Origin of the sequence: Paenibacillus campinasensis, assembly GCF_002272015.1 — a bacterium.
GTDB lineage: Bacteria > Bacillota > Bacilli > Paenibacillales > Paenibacillaceae > Paenibacillus_AQ > Paenibacillus_AQ campinasensis.
Genome location: NZ_NPBY01000012.1, coordinates 98,580 through 120,173, shown reverse-complemented (window position 1 = coordinate 120,173; position 21,594 = coordinate 98,580). Strand labels below are relative to the sequence as shown.

20 protein-coding genes are annotated in these 21,594 nt (G+C 51.4%); 2 read left to right on the top strand and 18 right to left on the bottom strand.

What is annotated here, in order from left to right; all coding sequences use genetic code 11:
• Positions 1 to 2 precede the first annotated feature (2 nt).
• The 6 genes from CHH67_RS04380 to CHH67_RS04360 form a co-directional block, all read right to left on the bottom strand.
• Positions 3 to 1,091 (bottom strand): copper resistance D family protein, encoded by a 1,089-nt coding sequence (locus tag CHH67_RS04380; RefSeq protein WP_095263764.1) that lies wholly within the window; start codon positions 1,089 to 1,091, stop codon positions 3 to 5.
• Positions 1,092 to 1,094: 3 nt separating this feature from the next.
• On the bottom strand, positions 1,095 to 1,709 hold the full coding sequence (locus CHH67_RS04375) for a copper resistance CopC family protein (protein ID WP_244908083.1): 615 nt from the start codon (positions 1,707 to 1,709) through the stop codon (positions 1,095 to 1,097).
• Positions 1,710 to 2,042: 333 nt separating this feature from the next.
• Positions 2,043 to 2,798 (bottom strand): SDR family NAD(P)-dependent oxidoreductase, encoded by a 756-nt coding sequence (locus CHH67_RS04370; protein ID WP_095263762.1) that lies wholly within the window; start codon positions 2,796 to 2,798, stop codon positions 2,043 to 2,045.
• Between the two features lie 125 nt (positions 2,799 to 2,923).
• A complete protein-coding gene (locus CHH67_RS04365; RefSeq protein WP_095263761.1) occupies positions 2,924 to 3,325 on the bottom strand; it encodes a DUF2500 domain-containing protein in 402 nt (133 codons plus the stop codon).
• A 287-nt stretch (positions 3,326 to 3,612) separates the two neighbouring features.
• Positions 3,613 to 3,789 (bottom strand): hypothetical protein, encoded by a 177-nt coding sequence (locus CHH67_RS26110; RefSeq protein WP_176475566.1) that lies wholly within the window; start codon positions 3,787 to 3,789, stop codon positions 3,613 to 3,615.
• A gap of 363 nt (positions 3,790 to 4,152) precedes the next feature.
• On the bottom strand, positions 4,153 to 5,406 hold the full coding sequence (locus CHH67_RS04360; protein ID WP_244908082.1) for a YCF48-related protein: 1,254 nt from the start codon (positions 5,404 to 5,406) through the stop codon (positions 4,153 to 4,155).
• A 266-nt stretch (positions 5,407 to 5,672) separates the two neighbouring features.
• Here CHH67_RS04360 and tlp point away from each other — a divergent pair, with 266 nt between their 5' ends.
• A complete protein-coding gene (gene tlp / locus CHH67_RS04355) occupies positions 5,673 to 5,900 on the top strand; it encodes a small acid-soluble spore protein Tlp (RefSeq protein WP_095263759.1) in 228 nt (75 codons plus the stop codon).
• Between the two features lie 139 nt (positions 5,901 to 6,039).
• Here tlp and CHH67_RS04350 read toward each other — a convergent pair whose 3' ends face one another.
• The 4 genes from CHH67_RS04350 to CHH67_RS04335 all read right to left on the bottom strand — a co-directional run bounded on the left by CHH67_RS04350 (position 6,040) and on the right by CHH67_RS04335 (position 12,481).
• Complete coding sequence (locus CHH67_RS04350; RefSeq protein ID WP_095263758.1) at positions 6,040 to 6,666, bottom strand: LysE family translocator; 627 nt, start codon at positions 6,664 to 6,666, stop codon at positions 6,040 to 6,042.
• A gap of 466 nt (positions 6,667 to 7,132) precedes the next feature.
• On the bottom strand, positions 7,133 to 8,077 hold the full coding sequence (locus CHH67_RS04345; RefSeq protein WP_244908081.1) for a tyrosine-type recombinase/integrase: 945 nt from the start codon (positions 8,075 to 8,077) through the stop codon (positions 7,133 to 7,135).
• 629 nt (positions 8,078 to 8,706) lie between these two features.
• Positions 8,707 to 9,054 carry a hypothetical protein gene (locus CHH67_RS04340; RefSeq protein ID WP_095263756.1) on the bottom strand — a complete coding sequence of 116 codons (348 nt, stop codon included), beginning with the start codon at positions 9,052 to 9,054 and terminating at the stop codon, positions 8,707 to 8,709.
• A 253-nt stretch (positions 9,055 to 9,307) separates the two neighbouring features.
• A complete protein-coding gene (locus tag CHH67_RS04335) occupies positions 9,308 to 12,481 on the bottom strand; it encodes a bifunctional cytochrome P450/NADPH--P450 reductase (RefSeq protein WP_095263755.1) in 3,174 nt (1,057 codons plus the stop codon).
• Positions 12,482 to 13,018: 537 nt separating this feature from the next.
• Here CHH67_RS04335 and CHH67_RS04330 point away from each other — a divergent pair.
• Entirely contained in the window at positions 13,019 to 13,348 is a 330-nt protein-coding gene (locus CHH67_RS04330) for a hypothetical protein (protein ID WP_095263754.1), read from the top strand.
• A gap of 213 nt (positions 13,349 to 13,561) precedes the next feature.
• On the opposite strand, the gene CHH67_RS27155 is transcribed toward CHH67_RS04330, so the two are convergent.
• The 8 genes from CHH67_RS27155 to CHH67_RS04290 form a co-directional block, all read right to left on the bottom strand.
• Positions 13,562 to 13,756 (bottom strand): SRPBCC family protein, encoded by a 195-nt coding sequence (locus CHH67_RS27155; RefSeq protein WP_342351945.1) that lies wholly within the window; start codon positions 13,754 to 13,756, stop codon positions 13,562 to 13,564.
• Positions 13,757 to 13,793: 37 nt separating this feature from the next.
• Entirely contained in the window at positions 13,794 to 14,138 is a 345-nt protein-coding gene (locus CHH67_RS26680) for an SRPBCC domain-containing protein (protein ID WP_244908080.1), read from the bottom strand.
• Positions 14,139 to 14,213: 75 nt separating this feature from the next.
• Positions 14,214 to 14,567 (bottom strand): DUF2200 domain-containing protein, encoded by a 354-nt coding sequence (locus CHH67_RS04320; RefSeq protein WP_095263753.1) that lies wholly within the window; start codon positions 14,565 to 14,567, stop codon positions 14,214 to 14,216.
• 194 nt (positions 14,568 to 14,761) lie between these two features.
• Positions 14,762 to 16,717: an ABC transporter ATP-binding protein gene (locus CHH67_RS26675; RefSeq protein WP_230875641.1), complete on the bottom strand. Its 1,956-nt coding sequence runs from the start codon at positions 16,715 to 16,717 to the stop codon at positions 14,762 to 14,764.
• Positions 16,698 to 18,455 carry an ABC transporter ATP-binding protein gene (locus CHH67_RS04310; RefSeq protein ID WP_095263752.1) on the bottom strand — a complete coding sequence of 586 codons (1,758 nt, stop codon included), beginning with the start codon at positions 18,453 to 18,455 and terminating at the stop codon, positions 16,698 to 16,700. Before CHH67_RS04310 ends, CHH67_RS26675 begins: the two co-directional genes overlap by 20 nt.
• 130 nt (positions 18,456 to 18,585) lie before the next feature.
• Positions 18,586 to 19,416 (bottom strand): PadR family transcriptional regulator, encoded by an 831-nt coding sequence (locus CHH67_RS04305; RefSeq protein WP_095263751.1) that lies wholly within the window; start codon positions 19,414 to 19,416, stop codon positions 18,586 to 18,588.
• 305 nt (positions 19,417 to 19,721) lie between these two features.
• Positions 19,722 to 20,597 carry a carbohydrate ABC transporter permease gene (locus CHH67_RS04295; protein WP_095263749.1) on the bottom strand — a complete coding sequence of 292 codons (876 nt, stop codon included), beginning with the start codon at positions 20,595 to 20,597 and terminating at the stop codon, positions 19,722 to 19,724.
• A 21-nt stretch (positions 20,598 to 20,618) separates the two neighbouring features.
• Positions 20,619 to 21,476, bottom strand: coding sequence for a carbohydrate ABC transporter permease (locus tag CHH67_RS04290; protein ID WP_095263748.1), 858 nt, complete (start codon positions 21,474 to 21,476; stop codon positions 20,619 to 20,621).
• Positions 21,477 to 21,594: the final 118 nt, after the last annotated feature.

Genomic DNA, 21,594 nt, shown 5'->3' with positions numbered 1-21,594 from the left:
TCTTAAGCGGATACGGTTATCGAGAACATCACGCCGCAATATAGAAGCACGATGGCAGCCAGGCTGCTGAGCAGCGCGAATGCCGGGCCTTTATTACGTTTGAAGGCGTACAGGATACCGCCGAGCAGCGCCAATCCTGCTGCCAGGCAAACGATACCGATCCAGCTCCACTGCAAGAGCAGCGCGCCTTCCTGGAATCCGGAATGAAACCACAGAAAGGTCGGAGCAGGCCCGTAAATCGCGAGCGTATCCGGCACTTCATGGGGGGCTGCCTGCTGGTTCATATATCCGGTAACGATATAGATCAGCCAGATCAGCACCCCTTCGCTGCGTGCCCATGAAGCAGGGCGGAAATGGGATTGCCGCCGCAGCTTACGCTTCATCAGAGCACCGTTGACAAAGGCAAACACGAGCAGCGGCAGGATCAGAATATGCTTCACCAGCAGCGCCTGTCCGTAAGACAAGCCCCAGCTGTTCACCGGATCAGGAGCCACCCCGCTCATCAGATAAAGGCCCGAGGCCATGACGATGACAAAGCACAGGATAGCAAACGGATGAAACCATCTCAGAAAGGCGTCCCAGCGATCCGATCCGAGACTGAACCATCCGACAAGCAGCAGCGTCCCCGTCCAAAATGCCATGCCGGCAAAATGACCGAGAAAAGCAACCGGGCCCAGCCAGTCAAACAGCGTCGCCGCATGGTTGAATCCGGATAGCCCCCATGCCATGCCCAGCACTGCAGGCAGCATCAGAAACCGTGTGATCGTACGCGGATTCCGCTGCACGATCCATGCCAGCACAGCCATGAGGATGACGAGCACGAGCAGCCATGCATATTGTTCCCCTTCACGAAACTGGAACATGATGCTGTTGAAGGCTTTCCAGAAACCGAGATCTGACTTGAAAAACATCACAATTCGCAGCAGCGGGATAAAACCGCCGACGGCCACCGCCAGAGCGGCAAGCGGCCCCAGCCAGGCAGGAACGGCCAGTCTTGGCTTATAGCGGTCCGGGACAATTGCAAGCACGCTTATTGCTGCCAAAATCGCATAACCCAAATACAGAAACGGTTCACTCAGCCAATAATACATGGTTTACTTCCTGTTCCGGGAAAGCTTGACTACAAAATAACCAACCAGCACAGCGGCGACAACAACGACGACAATCCATACGTTAAATCCGCCCTGACCCTCGTTGTCACTTGCCGGATTTTCCTGTTCCGACGCCGTTTGATCACCGGATGTATCGGTCGCCGCTTCGTCAGCCGGCGCTTCGTCTGTCGCTGGCTCTGAAGTTTCATCCGTCACCGGCTCTTCCTGCGGCTCGCCGGTAACCGGAGTATCCGGCGCTTCGGCAGCTGTTTCCTGCTCCGGCACGTCAACCTGGAATTGGTAACTGCCTTCGACAGGATGGCCGTCAGCACTTACGATCTTGTAGTCCACCGTATAGCTGCCGGACTGAAGCGGGGAAACCAGAACGCCCTTCAGCGTCTCACCGGTCACCGAGACTTCAGCCAACTCAACCTCTTCCCCCTGCTCATTCTTCACATTTAGAATGCTCAAATTCTCATCGATATTCTCATTGAAGGACAGACTCACTTCCTCCACGACTTCGCTAATGATCGCATCAGCGGCAGGCACGCTGCTCTCCAGCTTGGAGTGTGCCCAAGAGGATGCGGGGAACAGAAGTGCCCATATGAAACTCACCATTAGCAGGGATGAGACTTTCCACATATTTTTCACCATAATCGCCTCCATACTTCCAATTTATCTTCAATTTAAATCTTCCCCATCATAACAAAGGTTGTCAGTTATGGCTATTGATAGATTTGTGAACATTGTCATTTGTATACATAATATATTTTATGTAAACTTAAGATAAGCACGGTATCGTCGCAACGATGTCATCATCGTTCTCGTCGAATTCATTAAATCCTATGGGGCTATCTAAATCTGTCGAAATATTCAAATCGGAGGCTGCAAAACAAAAGGATCGGCCTAGATGAAGCTCGGCCAATCCTTCGGGTTTATTCCTCGTTCGCTCTATTCCTCATATATCATTTTACGCGTCATTCCCCCGTCCACGACGAGATGCGCCCCGGTCACAAAGGTGTTGTCCGGATCTGTAAAGTAGAAGCAAGCCTTGGCGATATCCTTCGGCACGCCGACCCGGCCTGCCGGATGCTGACTGTGATCCTCCGGCCGCAGCTGATCATAGCTGCCCGTTTCGATCCAGCCCGGACTGATGCAGTTGACGCGAATGCCGTCTGGCCCGAGGCTGACTGCCATCGCATGGGTCAAGGCGACAATCGCGCCTTTGGACGCCGCGTACGCTTCAGAGTTCGGCTCGGACATGACCGATCTGGTCGAGGAAATGTTGACAATGGCGCCCCCGCCATTGGTTCTCATATGTAATGCCGCTTCCCGCGAGGCCAGAAAACAGCTTCTCGCATTGGTATTCAGCACATCATCCCATTCCTCGACCTTCAATTCATAGGGAGACTTCCAGCGCGAAACCCCGGCGTTGTTGATCAGAATATCGAGCCGTCCGGTCCGTCTGACTGCCTCTTCCATCAACTGCTTAATCTCGCGCTCGTCCCGGACATCGCATGGGACGAAGACAGCTGAATATCCGTTCGCTTGCAGCTGTTCGGCCGTCTGCTGCCCTTCATCCTTCAGCGTGTCGCTGACAATCACATCCGCGCCAGCGGCAGCGTATGCTTCCGCCAGCCCCTTGCCGATGCCCTTGGCTGCACCGGTAATGACGACGGTTGTTCCTTTGAACGTGGTTGTATTCATGTGATTTGGCTCCTCCTGTGCAAGCGTAAATAATCGCATCACGATATGATTTCATTATAGCGCACAGAAGTTCGCTTACCAATCCTCGGGTGAAGATGCAGCATTCCGGCATAGACGGTGTGAGGCTAACCTCTGGCCAGATCCTGATGGATCCTCGGATGTCTCGCGAAGCTGTAGAACCGGGTGCCCTGGAATCGCAGCATTCCTTGATCCCCCTGCGCACACATCCCATACTCCTCTCCGCTCACGACAAACTCCATCCGGTCCCCGCTTTCAACCTCGAAAGTGACGTAATAGGTGGTACGCGTCCGGCTGGACATCGTATCGTCATGGTGATGGGTGTGCTTCACCTCCGTGCGCTTGCTTACAATTTTAGATTCCACGGTGAGCAGCGGCTGACGGTTGTTCCGGCTCCATTGCAAAAGCCCTTTCCCTGCAGAGAGCAGCACAATGCCGACAACGACAATGAAGAACACGGGCATGACACTGCCAAAAAAATCGAACATCCAATCCGATCCCCATCCCATATGGCTCCCCCCTCCACCTTGTCTTGCTTTATGTATATGCCTATTTTTAGACAACTTAACACAGGGAAACAAAGTTTTTAGACAAAATGTTGAAGCCTGTCCCACAGTCCTGTCTATGACCTTCCTTCAAATTCGTGATGATATAGTGTAGTATAACCACACTCCAAGCCTTCACGAAGAAACAAGCGGATTACAGGCGAATTAGAGGGCTCAAGAACACAGCAACCCCCTGCAGCGAGACACCGCGGTGTCCTTCGCTTGCAGGGGGTTGTGCTTGCGATGACGAGTCAGTCATTGGCCATCTGCATCCATCTTCTTGTCTCCTGCTGCCCATCGTCCTCGGCGGTGAGCAATCCTTGCTCGGTCCAGCAGGCCAGGCATTCCTCTTCGGTCTGGCATTCGTGGTTATAGTCACAGTTATAACAAAGGTTCAGATAATGTTGGGTGATCCGATCATAAGTCATCTCGATCCGCTCCTTCAGCTTGTGGTGTGAAAGCTCTTCCTTACACTTCTAGCATAGCATAACGGGCGCTTATATTTTGTGATTATTTTCACATGAATACTGAAAGATGAACATAGTATCCCAATAACGCAGAGGACACGGCTTTAAAAATCGTGTTAACCTCCTATTCATCGGTAAAAAGGCTTTACCTGCCATACCGAATAGGTTTAGCAGATAAAGCCTGTAATACGCTAGCTGATCATCATGATAATTCATGAGATGTTCAGCCAAGTGATCAGTTACATGCTCAGCTATAGGATCATCCTTTGGAGATCCGTTATCACGATAATCCCCTGCGATGCAGATTCAGCGTTAAATGCCTTGTTAAATGCCTTGCCATGTCACGCCGCCGTCCGTGCTCTTCATCAGCCGGGAACGCTTCTGATCATGCGTTTCAATCAGCAGCCAGCCTACTTTCGAGCTGAAGAACTGCAATTTTACCACCCTAGGATAGTTCCCGAGATTTTGAGTCAGCAGCTTGTCCCTCGGGAACGGCTTCCAGTTCTTGCCCATATCCGTCGTATGGTAGACGATCCCGTTCGCCATTTTCCAGCCGTCGTAAAGCCGTCTGAACACCGGCTGGATCGAGCCGTTCTCCATGTCGCCGATGCGCTCAAACGGAACGAGATTCCACGACTTGCCGCTGTCGGCGGTGAAATAGCCGAAATAGCTCGTTCGATCCTCCGTGTAGCAGGTGACAGGGATGTAGGCGTCCGTTCGGTTGCCGAGAAATTTCGGCTTTCCAGGAGTTATGTCCTCGCACCGGTTCAGTGATGTACTGTTGAACACCTGGGCCGACGAGCTCCATTTCTGACCTCCGTCACGGGTAATATACAGTCTCGACAAGTGTGTGTCCTTCACCGTTGCGAGTCCGACGTTAGCGTTGGAAAAATCCATGCCGATCACCCTCCCCGACTGCGGCATGACCGTGCTTGGAATGTTCGCTGACGGGTAATCCGAGTTTTGCATAACCTTGTCCCAGGAGCGGCCGTTGTCATCCGTCTGGAACAGCGTTTTGTCCTGGGCGTAGCCGAAGCTTTTCTCCGAAGACATGATCCAGCCGAGCCTTGCCGATGCAAACGCCACGGCCATCACGCTTCCGCGTTCGGGCAGCGAAGAGATGCTCCACGTATCCCCGCCGTCATCCGTGTTCAGCAGCACCGTTCCGGCGCCGCCACGCTGATTGCGAATGATCCAGCCATGATCTTTATCCGGGAATACGATATCCCTGCCGTACTCCAGCTTATCCGTAAACTTCACGTTCTCGGATGGCGATATGTCAACCCAGGTGACGCCGTAATCCTCGGTTAGGTACAATCGTAACGCATTGTTGGTCAGGCCCCACGCGATTCCAGTCGATTCATTCAGCAGATGAAAATCGGTCAGTCGTGTGTGAATCTGATACTGGTTCTTTTCTTCCGCCGGATTTTGGGCAGTTTCAGGCGTGACGATCGTAATCGTCTGCCCTTCTTCAGCCGCTTCCGGCGGGGTCTGCTCCAGCGATTGGGGCTGGGGTTCAGGCTGCGGTTGGGCCTGCTCCGACGAACAGGCCGACAGCAATATAGGAATGATTGTCATTATACGGATCCAGAAAGTAAAACCTCTTGCCTTCAATGAGTGTTCCTCCTCAAAGCTCTTTGCCTTATGTGCCCATATACTACTTATTCCGACATTATAACATATCTGCTAAAGCGGATTATGAACAGACTGACCTTCATTCATGACAATAATGTTTCCTTTTCATAGCAGAAACGCTGTGAAATGCATAACAGAGCCATTATTTTGGAAAACTTGTGGAGTGCATACTCAGCATGAATCACTGTCATTTCGGGAGGTGAACACCAGTGGCAAAACCGGATAATCGCGAGGATAATGTCGAGCATCTGCAGGATGCGGTCCAGGACACCATTGAAAACTTCCGCGAGGCTGAAGATTATCTTGAGGAATTTGGAGACGAAATTCCGGCCGAGGAAAAGGAACAAATCGAGGAACGCAACACGCGCCGCAGAGAAAGCATCGCCGGATTTCGTGAAGAAATCAAGGACGAAGCCCGCCATCAACGTGATCAGTAACTCAGGGCCTTAACGACTGGCAGAAACGGCGGAACAGGAGGGTGGCCATCCGCCTCCCTGTTCCGTGTCATTACATTATACACAAGCTCCGCCCATTACCGTATGCCAGAATCACACATACATACACACATACTGCTTCTTATAGCTTGGTAGTCAGCAGCTTGACGCCCAGCGCGGAGAAGATCGCCGCTCCTGCAACATTCGCCATCTCCCCGAAGCGGGAGCTCCTGAGCATTCGCTGACTGAACACCCCGGCAAAATACGCCAGCAAGCCGAAGATCACCCCGCTGAGCACGAGAAAAATAAGACCTAGGATGACAAGCTGCAATCCAACTTGGCCGATCTGATAGTTCACAAACTGGGGCAGGAAGGTCAGGAAGAAAATCGCCACCTTCGGGTTCAGCACATTCATCAGAAAGCCTTTCATCAACAGGCTGCGGCCGGACTGGGGCTTGCCCTTCTCGAGGCCAATCGGCTCTTTGCGGTATTTGATCGATTTATAGGCCAGGTAAAATAAATAGAGCGCCCCGGCGATCTTGAAAGCCGTAAACGCTACGGCAGACGTTTTCAGAATGAGGGACAGTCCAAGCGCTGCGGCGAGCGTATGTACAATGTTGCCGAGACTTAACCCGAGCGCGGTTAATACCCCGGCTTTCTTGCCGCTGGTCAGCCCTTGCGTCACCGCAAAAACCAGATCCGGACCCGGCACAAGAATAAGCAGAATCGCCGCCCCCATAAACAGAAGGAGGGATGACAATGTAAACATGGCGACATCGTTCCTTTCCATATAAGTCGAACGAGGTTTATTGTAGCATATCTGGGACACATCGTCTGCTTGTGACGGCTGTGAAACAACAAATGTTAACATAATATATATTATGATGTCTTCTATATTGATTAATGTCATTAACTATTAAATGGATAAACGAATGATTATAAGCGTTCCACATTCGATTCATCGAACAGCGCACAGCGCACATAAAAAAGCGTCCAAATTGGACGCCTTTCTTTGTCGCATGTCGAATTTTATAGAAACCTGATAGCGAGCCGATCTGCCTCCTGCGCTCACTGTATTATCCTCTACATATGATGATGCCCCCAACGATTATTCGCACTGCGCGCAGTTCCCAGCGCGCGGTGCCTCCATTCCGTTTGAAACCGCAAATCTGCATCATTCATCAGGTTTACATAATCCTCATTATGTAATTTGATTATTTATTTAATGACATTAATCATCTGCGGTTTGAACGCAGCTTCGGCAGTTTCACGTCCAGCCGAGTCATCGCCTCTTCCTTCTCCCGATTGGAAACATGCGTATACACCGTGGTCGTCTGGATCGAGGCATGACCGAGCAGCTCCTGCACCGTTCGAATATCCGTTCCTTTGCGCAGCAGCATGGTAGCGAAGGAGTGGCGAAGCTTGTGACTGGAATAAGCGACCCGCATCTGCTCTGGAAGATGACTCTGGTACTGCCGGAACGAATCCGCTGCAATTTGCTGAATGGTGCGGATCGACAGTCTTCTCCCCTTCTGGGAGATGAACATCGCCTCTTCTTTACGCCGATAAGGCGTCAGCCTGTGCTCCAGGTAGACGGACAGCATCTCGGCAACCGGCTCCGGAACCGGGATTGTCCTCCATTTCCGCCCTTTACCGAATACTTGCAGTGTTTTACGGTCAGGCTGATAGTCCCCGAGATTAAGTCCATGCACTTCCCCTACGCGCAGCCCCATGAACGCCATCAGCAGGAAAATCGCCAGGTTGCGCTCCCGGTATTTGCCGCTGACCGATTGCAGAAACGCTGTCAGCTGCTGTTCATCCATATAGACCGGGGCTTTATTCTTCTCCGTCTTGGCCTTCTTGATGCCAGCTGCCGGATTGTTCTCGAGCAGCTCCAGCTCCTGCAGCGCCTTGAAGAAGCAATGAATAGCCGCATGCTTGCGGTTACGCGTCTGATCGCTGGCGCCATTTCGTCTCGCTTGAGATAAATACGCGATCACCTGAAGTTTTTTACACTCGGCGAGATCCCGCCCATCCAGCGTGCTCAGAAATTGCCTCACATCGCTCATATAGTTCCGCTCGGTGTATTCGCTGTATCCCGCATCCTGCATCCAGATCAGAAACGAATCCAGGTACAGGCCATACCGGTCCGAGATCTCTTCTTCCCCATGTCTGTTCATCGCTGCCACACACTCCATTCTCGATCGCCAATTCACTGAATCTAGGATTGCCTCTATGATGTTTCACCGACTCGTGCCAACTTCTCCCTATTGGATGCACGATAACGCTCTTCATTGTACCTGATCCGTTGACGGATTGCGAGCCATATCGCGCTTTCAGGAGCATGAAAGATGACCAAGTGTACATGCTGGTACGCCCATTCGCTCATAACGTAAACTGCGTATAATTTATATTATACGCAGTTATAGAGGGCGATAACTCGTTGTTAACTGAAGGATATAAACTTCGCCGATTGTTCCCTGGATCTTGCTCTTGCTGATGGGTATGAATAGGCGTAGGCGCCTCTACTCTCGGCCTTTTTCTAGCTTATTGCCATAGATGCAGAAGTGAAGTGAATTGAAATGAAAAGACCGCGATCACTCGCGGTCCGATATACGTTCATCCTATATTAAGCGTAAACGACGCGATCTGCATCCGTAAACCGATACTGCGTATTCAGACACTCTGCAATACAGTATCTCCATTGGATGGGTTATCGAATTGCACCGCTACGCCGATCGGATCGGTACCGATAGTCCCAATCCCGTTGCCTTTCTCCAAAGATGTGCTGAATACAAGACGCTAGCGTTCAAGCTTTGTGTGTGTTCCACGCGGGATGGCGAAAGAATTCAATGGTATCAATAAAACTCACCTTATACTGCTGCTCCACTTCGGACAAGTCCAGCAGCTTTCGGTCGATTGCTTTCAGCCCCATGACCACATCATGGCGCAGTAGGTCCATAGCAATTTTGCCAACGAACCCGCCCTCGATCTCCTTATGTCTGTTACGAAACTCTTCATTGTAGATCAATTCTGGAGTAAAGGATGCTTCAACAAACGCATTGACGAGGGTTAGCTCGTTCCCTTCCATTTGCACGGCAATATAATAATTCCCGCGCTCATCCTTTATAAGATCTTTATTGATTTCCACGTTCAATTGGATCACTTCCTGTATCTTAGATTATGAGCCTTCGCCCAGCACGCCAAAAAGAAAAAGCAGATACACTGATCAGTCTCAGTCTCTTGCTATACATCTATACTGCCCATTAAATTATACCTTAACTTGTATCGCTATGCTCGTATGGGGACATCACGACTAAATAACGGTGAGCACAGCTTTTTTCTCTGTGTCTCACCGTGCAACTCATTCATGTATGGCAAGTAATACTCGATTCATTTCGTTTATCCCACTATAGACCTGTCCAAACATCTTTGGCGTACCGGCCTTCCTGCTGCAAACGTTCAAGCCATGCATCCGCCTGTTCTGCGGATTTGCCGCTAATGTCGATGTATGCTTGCTTGAGCGTAGCCTCTACATCAGGAGCCATCTTGCTTCCATCTCCGCAAACATACAGATGCCCGCCCTGCTCAAGCAGTGGAATCAGCTTGTGGGCGTCGTCTCTCATCAGATGCTGCACGTAGCATTTGTCCTGTCCATCCACGCTGGAGAAAGCCGTATGGAGTTGGACAAGCCCTTCTTGCTGTGCAGCTTCAAGCTCATTTTTATACAAAAAGTCATGTTCCGGGTTACGGCATCCAAAGTACAGATGGGCTTCGCCAACCTGCTGCCCTTGTTCCTTCAAAACACGTCTTGCCTGCAGGAAACCACGGAATGGTGCCACACCTGTTCCAGGACCTACCATAACAATCGGTACATCCGCTTGATCTGGCAAATCAAACCCGGACTCTGGCGTCCGTATGAACATAACCACCTCTTCACCCGGTTTCAGGTTCGCCAGATAGTTTGACGCTATGCCTTTATATTCCCCTTGTCCGCTCCAGGCAGGAGCACGAACTACACGGACTGTGATGCTGGCCTGTTCCGGCTGTACACGAGGTGAACTGGAGATGGAATAATATCTCGCTTTGAGTGGAGGCAGCAGTTCCAGGAAGCGTTCAAACGGCATTTCACACGCCTCGTACTTAACCAGATAATCCAGCATCGATATCCGTTTGCTCCGCACTTCTTCCATATACACAGATTCATCCAGGAGAGCTTCTAGCTCCTTCTTGTGCGGGGGGCAAACGGTATATGCCGCCAGCTCTCTCAGCTGTGCACGCGTTGCTGCCTCTTGTAGCTCCACACTGTGACTGAGCAGGTCATATAGATTAACCGGCTGCTGTAGGGGCAAATGTGCTGCACTTCGACCCGATGCATCCAGAACCAAATGTTCCGTACCAGTGTAACCGTAGCGCTTTAGTACGCGTTCCACAAGTTCCGGTGGATTTTGCGGCAGAATTCCCAGATGATCACCTTCCTTGTAGGTCATGCCCTCAGGCAGTTTAATTTCCAGATGACGTGTACTCCGCGGGCTGCCCGCATCATGAAGTTCCCGATTTTCGAGCACTTGAGCTACATGGGCATCATACGTATCTGCGAGCGGTGTCACCGCTAGCCCACTTACAAACTGTATGGACAATGAACTGCATTCACTGCCTGAGCTGCTGCTGAGCTCAAGTCCCATCGCACGTGCCAGATCCTGCCACAATTGTTCACTCCAGTCCTCTACCTGCTTCTCAAAATCCCCGCTTGCGTCACTTTCACCAAGAGGAGACAACCGCGTTGCGCCCTTCGAAGAGAGCTGTTCATCAATCAAACGCGGGATACGCTGATACGTGCTGGCCCAGTTGTGATCCCCGCATCCAAGAACAGCATAACGGACTCCCTCAAATTCCTTGTGATCTGCATGTTCAATCCATTCCACAAAGTCCTTGGCATTACTCGGCGGCTGGCCATTGTAGGATGCACTGACGATAATAACAACACCTTCTTTCGGCAGTTTGCCTACCCGATCATTCAGTGCTGCGACTTCACTTCGAAATCCCTGGTATCGTGCATGATCTGCAATCTCACGGGCAATACCTTCCGCTGTACCCAGATTGGAGCCGTACAAGACCAGCATCGGGGTGTGATGGGCATTTGCCGGATCAGGCTCTTTTCTTTTGGCAACCGAAGATGGTTCCTTTACCGAAATACCTGGAACAGCCATGACGGGCTGCCCACCACTCACACGAACCCGAATGGTGAAATGTTCCGGCTTGAGTGTCAAAGTCTCTTTTACCTTCAACTGGTAATCGGTATGATCGATCAGGTCAAAATGTTTCAGGACCATGCCCAGCACAAGCGTTGCCTCCTGAAGTGCAAACTGCTGTCCAATGCAGGCCCGTTGACCATTACCAAACGGCTTGTAGGCATCATGCGGAACCTTGCTCGGATCCTCGAACCGCTCCGGACGGAATTCCTCTACATCGTCCCCCCAAGCATCACGGTCACGGTGCAGCTTGGGAATGAGCACACTTACACTATCCCCTTTTTGCAAAGGGTACTTTCCTGCGAGCACCGTGTCCTCTTTGGCGTAAAGGGAAAATGCCGGAGCCGTTGGCCACAAGCGCAACGCTTCGTTCAGCACCATGCGGATGTATTTCAGATTGCGAACCTGATTGTACGTCGGAACCGGATCTTTCAGAATCTGGTCGGCTTCGGCTTGCGCCTTGGCCAACTTATCCGGATTTTTCATCAAGTAGTAAATGGCAAAGGATAGTAATCCACTCGTTGTCTCATGCCCTGCAATGAGGAATGTAATAATCTGATAACGGATATTTTCATCATCCAGTGTTTCTCCCGTTTCCGGGTCCTTGCCGTTAAGCATATGGGATAACAGATCATCCGCACCTTCCTGAGGGTGCTCTTTGCGCTCGGCAATAATATGATCGACCAGCGTGAACATCGAACGGATATCCTGTTCAAACTGTTTCTTTTTACTGATCATCAGCTTATCCTGAATGCGAAGGCGCTGCAGTGAACTCATGGCCTCATCCAATGCGCGTACCATGCTCGTGATAAATGGGTGCGGTTCTTCTCTGTAAAAGCTGTTAAACCGATAATTGAATCCGCACAATCCGATCGTATCCAGGGTTAGACGTGTCATATCATCGGGGACGTTAACCGCTTCATCGGGATTCAGCCTGGACCATTTCTGAACAAGCTGCACAGCGAGATCAACCATCTTGTTATGATATCCCTGCATGGCGCGCTGGCTGAAGCTGGGTAACAGCACATTGTGGGCTTTTTTCCAATTGGGTTCATAGGTCCAGCTTGTAAACAAGCCATCTCCTGCAAACGCACGAACTTTCTCAAGAGGTGCCCACACACGCTTATCGAATTTGGATTCATCCGTTACCTCGGCGACCAGCTCATGACCTGAAATATACAGCTCGCTTCGTCCTGGATACTCCATTCGAAAGATAGGTCCATATTGGTCTGCAAGTTTAACCAGGGATTGCACAGGCTCCTCAAAGTTTAAATGCGGCAAGTTACCTAAAGGGCCGAATGTTTTGGGTTGCGGTACTGAAAAAAGGGACATGCACATCACTCCTCCTCCAACTTATTAATCCAACCTTCTGAATCATGACTTTTTTGAAATAAACGCTACAAATTCACGGAGATCACTTCATATGCTGCAAGTAATCACATTGAATGCAAAACATTAAAAAAACGAAACAGAACCAATTGACCAATTTGGTATAACGGTCATTCTAGCGTAAAAAAATAAGTCACTTCGTTATCTGCTTTTACCCTAACATTTCCAGTTCCAATCTACAACAGTCTCAAAGTCTTAGGACCATTGGGTAGCGCTCTATTCATAGAGTACATTATTTGCAGCAAGCGGAACCGGCCCAGGCCTTCTCTTCTGAATCCGGCCACGCACGGATTGCGCCAAGCGCCTCGATAGCTCACGATCCGGGGAGGCAAGCTCCATGGACAGGCAACGAGACGCTTGTTGTCGAAGATGGCGTGGCATCCGTTCAGCTGAACTGGATCAGCGACAAGCCGATGCACAGCTTGGAGCTCACCCATCCGGACGGCACTGTCGAGAGGCTTCAGCCCGAGATGTACCAAGATGAAGAAAATATTCCAGGAGGCATCGCATCACCAGGTGCTGCTGAATCAGCCGGCCCCGGGAGCTTACGAACTGACCGCATCGGCGCCGGACGCCGCAGCCTATCTGATGGCAGCCCAGTTCCATCGTCCTCAAGATTTCAAGATCAGCCTGAAATCTACCCGATCAGAGATTCAGCTTCAGCAGCAAGATCAAACGCATGTGAACAACATCAGCTATGATATCAGCTATTTCGGTGAAGCTTGTCCCCGCAGAAGCTTTCCCCTTCCAATTCGCTCTGTCCTCTTTCATTCTCTTATGCCTTTGATGCTGGCTCATATTGTGAAGTAACAAATAGAAAGGTTACCTGCGTAGGGTGTGAGGCCGGAGGCAACCTTTTCGGGATGAAAATGAAATAAGTTGGGAGTCCTTAAATCGTAATTCCCATCCAATAGTTTCATAATAATTATTATGTTAACTGATCCCAGAGAAATTCGCATTCCTGCTAACCATTACATATGTCAACCAGATGCCGCGCTCCTTTTCGTAATGAGGATGCTTTTTTTATTCTAGACAAAATGCTTCCCGGTAATATTCCCTCAGCTCCACTGAGTTCTCTTTCCATACCACGAGATGTCTGTTACAGATCTGTTGAAGTACATCCAGACATTGATGCCATCCGGCAGCAGTGTACATTGCCATATCCTTATTGTCGAACATATGGGTGAAGATGAGCTGGCATCCTTCCTCTTCTTCCACTAAGGAGATGTGTATCCGATCATCTCCTTCACGGAACTCAAGAAGATGGGGGGGCTTTTAGATCAGTTATAATACCTTCATATGTCGAACCTTCACCATCATCAAAGAAAATCTTGCCTCCTTCTTTGAGCTCCATCTCGCCCGTTGCGAAAGGATACCATTGAGAGAAATAATCCGGATTCGTAATGTTACGGAAAAGATCCTCCGGTTTATGTGAAAATAAGCGTTCAAATCTTAGAACATATCGATCATTTGTCTCATGGAGTGTTCCATATTGATTCATCATCCTATCCCCCGTTACATTGATATCTTGATGTTTACCTTTGATCGTCCAGAACGAATCAAAATCAACGTCCTTCCCCTGCCGCTTGTCATCATCCACTTACCTGCTCCGCCTGATCCAAAAAAACGAAAAAACACCGATGATTAGAAACTAATCCGTGTTTTTTCGTGACCATTATACCTCTCGCAAAATCTTCTCCATCGCTTTCCCTTTAGCCAGTTCGTCAATCAGCTTATCCAGATAGCGAATTTCCCGCATCGTCGTTTCTTCAATGTCTTCCACGCGGACGCCGCATACGACGCCTTTAACCAAAGCCCGCGCCGGATTCATGGCTGGAGCCTTCGCAAAGAAAGTCTCAAAATCTGTCTTCTCATCCAGTTGTGTTTCCAGCTCTTCCTGGCTATATCCTGTCAGCCAACAGATAATTTCATCCACTTCGGCTTTGGTACGGCCTTTTCGTTCAGCCTTCGTCACATAATGGGGATAGACACTTGCAAAGCTGGTTGTATAGATACGATGTTTGGTCATCATTCATCTTCCCTTATCAAGTTTTCTCTATTATAGCATGTAAGCCGAAACGTGACGAAGGAAGCTGCTGGATACCAAGAACCGGAATCGATCAACCGGAAGCCATGTGCCCGTATTAGAGGCAATAACGGCGCTGCCCCTTAGACTGATGGCAGGCACGGCCTGAACTGCACTGCACTGAATATCCCCTCCTGCTACACCGCCACATGGCCTTGCGAGTGCTCGTATAGCTCCCGGTACTGGCCGCCGCGCTCCAGCAGTTGCTCGTGAGTGCCTTGTTCAATAATTTCGCCTTTACTCATCACGAGAATGCGGTCTGCCTGCATGATGGTGGACAACCGATGGGCAATAACAATCGTGGTGCGATTCTGGGACACGACATAAAGGGCATTCTGAATCAGCTGCTCTGTGTACGAGTCCAGGTTGGCGCTGGCTTCATCCAGGATAAGGATCTTCGGCTTGAACACAATAATCCGGGCAAAAGAAATCATCTGCCGCTCGCCCGCCGACAACCCGCTGCCCCGTTCAGACAGCATCGTATCATAGCCTTTCGCCAGCTTCCGGATAATATGATCCGCGCCCACAAACTCGCAAGCGGATATCACTTCCTCACGGCTGATCGACTCGTCGAACATCCGGATATTATCAATGATGCTGCCCGAATACAAGTACGGCTCCTGCTGCACAAGCCCGACGATGCGGTGCAGTGAACGCTGCGGAATATCGCGCACATCTACGCCGTCAATGCAGATGCTGCCTTCCTGCACGTCATAGAAGCGGCACAGCAGGCTGATCAGCGAGCTTTTTCCCGCACCGGTCGTACCGACCACCCCGATCAATTCACCGGGCCGAATATGCAGATCCACCTGACGGATAATCGGTGTCCCTTCCTCGTATGCAAAAGAAACCTCATGAAAATCAATACGTCCTCTCACCTGTTCAGGCAGAAATCCTTGAGCGCTCTTGACTGAATGACGCCCCTCAGGCTCCGCTGGGCCGCCCTTCCGAGCTGCCGCACGGTCCACGTCAAACTTCGTCGGCTGTGCAGAAGACGCAGAAGACGCAGAAGACGATGCCGCGGCATCCGCTGACACGACATCTGTGCGATCCACGATCTCCGGCTTGCTCTCGAACACTGCCCAGATGCGCGACACCGCTACCGTAGCCGATTGCAGCGTATTCCATTGCTGAGTGATCGTATTGATCGGCTGGAAGAACTGACGGATATACGTTATAAACGCATACAGAACGCCGAACGCCAGGCTTTGATCCAGCACCGCGTTTCCGCCAACCCAGACCACCAGCGCAATCGACAGGTTGCTCAATATATCAAAGGTGCGTCCAAACAGCACATTCGTCCGGATTTCACGCAAATTGGCTTTAAAATACGAGCTGTTCCGCTCGTTGAACTGCTTCTCCTGCTCTTTCTGCTGGTGAAACACCTGGACAAGATTCATGCCGGACAGATTTTCGGCCACAAAGGCAACCATCCGTGACAGCCTCGTTCTGGCCAGCTGATACGTCGTACGCATGAATGAGCGGAACGCAATCGCGATGACAAAAATAATCGGCAGCAAAATCATGCAATACAGCGCCAGCTGCCCATCCAGCTGGAACATCATCACAATGATGAACACGAGCGTCAGACCGTCGCGGAACAGACTTAGCAGCACCTGATTGAAAAATTGATTCAGCGCTTCCGTGTCGCTTGACACATGCGTGATCAGGCTGCCGCTGGACATCCGGTCGAAATATTTCATCGACTGCTTCATGATATGGCCAAACAGCTGCTTGCGAATGCGGGCCACGATGCTCTGCCCGATATGCTGCAGCAGGTTGTTCTGCAAATACGTGAAGGCGAAGCTCGACACCGACAAGCCCAGATAGATCGCGCAGATGATCAGCAGTCCCCTGTAATCGTTAACGCCAGCCAGCAGATTGTCATCAATTGCGATTTTCATCAGGAACGGCTGCAGCAGCTCGGACATGATTGCAATCAGCGAACATAAGAACACCCCGATAAATCCCAAGCGATGAAGCTTGATATAGCCGGACAACGCCTTGAACGCCGAGATGTAATGCGGCTTCTGTTCCGGCTGGTTCAGATCCGCCTTCTGGTCGGCCTTCCAGTTATGAATGGCTTGTGCCATGCTGGCTTCCCTCCTCCTGTATGGCATGAAGGTCGGCATAAAGTCCGTCCTGCCGCAGCAGCTCCTCATGCGTGCCGCGCTGAATGATTACGCCATCATCCAGCACAAGGATGTGATCCGCATGTTTGATGGCGCTGATCCGATGCGCGATAATGATCGTGGTTTTGCCTTGACGCTCCTTCTGGATCGAATCGATAATCTCCTTCTCTGTCACCGCGTCCACCGCGCTGACACTGTCATCGAGAATCATGATCGGCGCGTTCTTGATCAGGCCGCGGGCCAGACTCGTCCGCTGCCGCTGACCGCCGGACAGTGTCAGGCCGCGCTCCCCCAGTCTCGTCTCGAACCGGCTCGGCAGCTCCACAATATTATCGTAGATCTGCGCCTGGCGCGCGGCGCTCTCCACACGATCAAGATCCGCATCGCGCTTATAGAAGGCGATATTCTCGCGGATCGTCGTACTGAACAGAAAACCGTCCTGCGGCACATAGGCGATCTGGCTGCGCAGGCTTTCCAGCGTCAACGCTCTCACATCCGTCTCATCGTAATGAATCGTGCCCGGAGGTGGATCATAGGTGCGCAGCAGCAGCTTCATCAGCGTTGTTTTGCCGCTTCCGGTCCGCCCGATGATGCCTAGCGTCTGCCCTGGTTTAACGTTCAGATCGATCTGTTTCAGCACCTGATGAGAAGTGTCCTCATAAGCAAAGCTCAGGTTGTCGATCCGGATTTCGGCTTTGCCGAGATCCACCGCCTTCGCATGATCTGATTCCACAATGTCCGACTTCTGGGACAATAGGTCATTCAGTCGCTCCAGCGACGCGCGTGAGCGCTGAATTGAATTAATGACGTTGCCAATCTGCTGCAGCGGAGTCATCAGCATCCGGACATAGAGCGTGAGTGCGACGAAGTTACCGAGCGTGATCCGGCCCATAATCGTCAGATACCCGCCAAATGCCAGCGCCGTAATCAATGCAATCGTGCCGAGAAACGGAATCAATGCCTGGAAGAACGACGATACGCGCACCAGTCGAAGCTGGTTGCGGCGAATGCGCTCCACCGTTTGGTCAAACCGCTGCTGCATAATATCTTCTACGGCGAATTTCTTCGTGACCCGAATGCCGCCAAACTGCTCCTCGGCTGTATCGGTCATGCGTCCAAGCGCCTCCTGCACCTCCAGCGACCGCTTTCTGATCACGGGACCAAGATACACCACGATAAACGGAATCAACAGCAGCGGCAGCACCGAGGCTGCGATCAGATAAACCGGGATGCCGCTGATAAACATCATCGACATGGCCGCTATAAGCAGCATCGCGGCGTTCGCCGACTGGTTAAAGCCCATCGAGATCGACTCGCGCACCGCCGTGACATCGTTCATGAAATAGCTGAGCAGCTTGCCTACCCCGTTACGGGAATAGAAGCGCTCGCTCATCTCGGTGAAATGACGGAACAGCCGCCCTCTTACGAGAAATTCGAACCTGCGCCCGATATGCATGATCAAATACATGGCCACGCCGTTAAAGAGCACATGCCCTACCCCGATCGCGAGCAGCAGCAGGCTGTAATCGACAATGAGCGAACGGGTCAGCTCCCCGACATGCAGCTTGTCAGTAAACTCCCCCAGCACCTTCGGGAAATAAACGTTAATCAGATTGGATACGAGATGGAGGAGAAGTGAGAGCAAATATACCAACCACGTCTTCCGAAAAAAATCCAGCAATATGCGTGCGGATGTCAAGGCACGCCCACCTCCCGTCTTGTCAGTTCGCAGTCCTGGACCCGGGGAACATGTTCATAGGGACCCGCGCGATTCTGCACGGCCGCTGCCAGACAATGCCTGGCAGCGTTACTGCTACAACCGCAGCAGCTCACTCCTCTTCATTTCGTTGCGGCTGGCTGCCGCTGGAACCGGATTGCCCGAATGGCCCTTCCGGCATGCCGGATGAACCCGCAGCGGGATGATCGGAGCGGTCCGCTGGGCCAGGAGCGTCGGGCGATCCCTCACGCCCCTCGGGCGCAGGCGTCCCTGCCGAACCGCCAGGCTCTGCCGGAGCCGCGGGATACGCCGCATCAGACTCGCTGCCCGGCACGGGCATGCCAGCGATATGCTGCAGCGTCTGGCGAAGGTCCGCAAGCACAGCCCGAAGCTGCTCTGCTTTCGCCGGATCGGCGATCGCTGCCCTTTCCGCTGCTTTCAGCAGGTGGATCAGCTCTTTGCCCTTCGGCGTCAGCCGCCGATTGCGCCGGGGCATCGGCGGATCCAGGTCCGCATCGCGCTCGTCTTCGTGGCCGCGGTAGCCGCGGTGACCATCGTAGCTGAACTCAGCAGGTTCCCCCCCTTGCTCAGCAGCATTGAACGGTTCCGGACGCTCCATTTCTTCCTGCAAATAAGCCCGGCCTTCCTCCGTAATTTGAAATATACGCTTGCCGTCCTGCTTATAGGGCTCTACCAATCCCTGGTCCCGAAGCATCTGCAGGGTCGGGTAAATCGAGCCGGCGCTTGGCTTATATGTACCGCCCGACTGCTCCTCCAGCGCCTTCATCATTTGGTAGCCATGCATATTCTCATGACTGAGCAGCTCCAGCAGCGCATACTTAACCCCGCCCCGGCTGAAATACCGTCTGCCCGAGCCTCCGGTGTCCCGCGCATTGCCCAAATGCAAAAACAGTCTCTCCTCTTGCTTCCATTCCTTGGTCATGCATTGCCCTCCATTACGATATATCGTATTACTTCGAATTTTATACGATATATCGTTAGAATACAATCGTTTTCCAGGCTGTTTTTTCCATTTTGCGCATTGACTTCAGGCCCTGTCGCTACATAAAAAAATAAAAGCCGACCTATCACCACCGTCATTCCACATTGCGGTGGCGAAGTCAGCTTCCATCCTCGCACGATCATTTTCATTATGTCCAGCACGAACGGGCGCCTGATCTGCATAAATCCGTCATACAATCTCCCCAATTCCCTTAACGGATTCTATCCCGTCCCCTAAAGGCCTGCTTATCCCTTGACCGCTCCTTCGGTCAATCCCTTCTGGATATACTTCGAGATCATCAAGTATACCAGAAACACCGGAATGACCGTCAGCGACACCGCCGTGGCCATCAGGCCGAAGTCGGTTCCGTACTGCGAGCTGATCTCGTTCAGCAAAGCAACGATCGGCCGCACATTTTCCTTATTCACGAAGATCAGTGCCGAGAACAAGTCATTGTAAGACCACAGGAATACAAAAATGCTCGCCGATGCAAACACCGGGCGCGAGATCGGCACGAAGATGCGGTAGAACATCTGCCAGCGATTACAGCCATCCATGAACGCCGCTTCCTCCAGCTCCTTCGGAATGGTGCTCATGTATCCGGCGATGACCAGAATCGCAAAGGTCAAATTCCCGGCCGTTTGCGGCAGTATCAATCCCCAATATGTGTTCACAAGACTCGTCTGAATCAGCAGCTCATACACCGGCACGACGGTGGCGAATGCCGGGATCAGCAAGGTGGCATACAGCACGGAATAGATCGTTCTTTTTCCTTGGAACTGAAACCGGGACAACACATAGGCTGCCAAGCCTCCCAGCAGCAGCACCAGGAATACCGTACTGAACGACATAATCAGACTGTTCATGTAGCTTCGGCCAATGTTGATCCGCTCAAAAGCATTTTCATAATTCGTCCACACCGGATTCCACGCAATGGAGAACGAGTCATTCATGACATCCCGGGACACCTTGAACGAATTGTTCACAATCCAGAACAGCGGATATATTGTGGTTAGCGACCATGCCGTCAGAATGATGTAGATGATCACACTGCTCGCTTTCCATCTTTTCTTATGGATCACCTGCTGTTTTTGTTGCTCCGCGACAATCGTCGGCTCCATAATCGAACACCCCTATATGGCTTAATATGTAATCTCATCCCGCTTCAACAACCGGTTGGCCACAAGCGCCAACACCACGCCGAAAATAACCATGTAAATTGCAACTGCTGAACCATATCCGAAGTTTTGATCGACCATCGCCTTTTTGTACATATACGTCCCGAGTACCTCGGTGCCGTTCTGGCCTCTTGTAATGACCCAGACGAACTCGAATACTTTAAGCGTACCGGTGATGGCCAGCGTAATGACGACCTTGATGTCGCTCATGATGAGCGGAATGGTGAGCATGGTTGTCTTTTTGAGGCCGCTGATGCCTTCCAGCTTGGCTGCCTCATAATAGTCGGATGGGATTTTGGACATGGCAGTCAGGAACAAGATGAAGTAAAAGCCCACATAATGCCATACCGTCGGAATCGAAATGGCCTTCAGGGCATTGCCCTGATCCAGCCACAGCACCTTCTCGATATTGAACTGGGCAAGCAGGTTGTTCAGCAGACCGAAATTATAGTTATAGAACAGGACAAACAACAGTGAAATGGCCGTACCGGATATGACCACCGGGAAGAAAAAGACCGTCCGGTAAAAATCCTTCCCCTTTCGGATCGAGTCCACCAGCACTGCGAGAACAAGCGCGATGCCGACCTGAAACACCAGCACGTACAGCATCACTTCGAGCGTGTTCAGCGTTGCCGCACCCAGAAGCTCATCCGAGAACAGCCGCTCGTAGTTGTTCCACCCGACAAACCGTTTATCAAAGAAGCCTGTCGTCCGGTAAAAGCTCAGATAGAGGCTCTTGAAAAACGGATAATACAAAAAGATAGCCATGATCACTGCGGCAGGAAGCAAAAACATCCATATATACTTTCGATCACCCTTCATTTTTATCACCCTTGATGTAGAATTTATCGGTTCTTCCTGACACCCGAAATAGCGACGCCGCCCAGGCATGCAGAATCGGGCGGCGTTTGCTAACGGTTATGCGAATGTTCTCTAGACA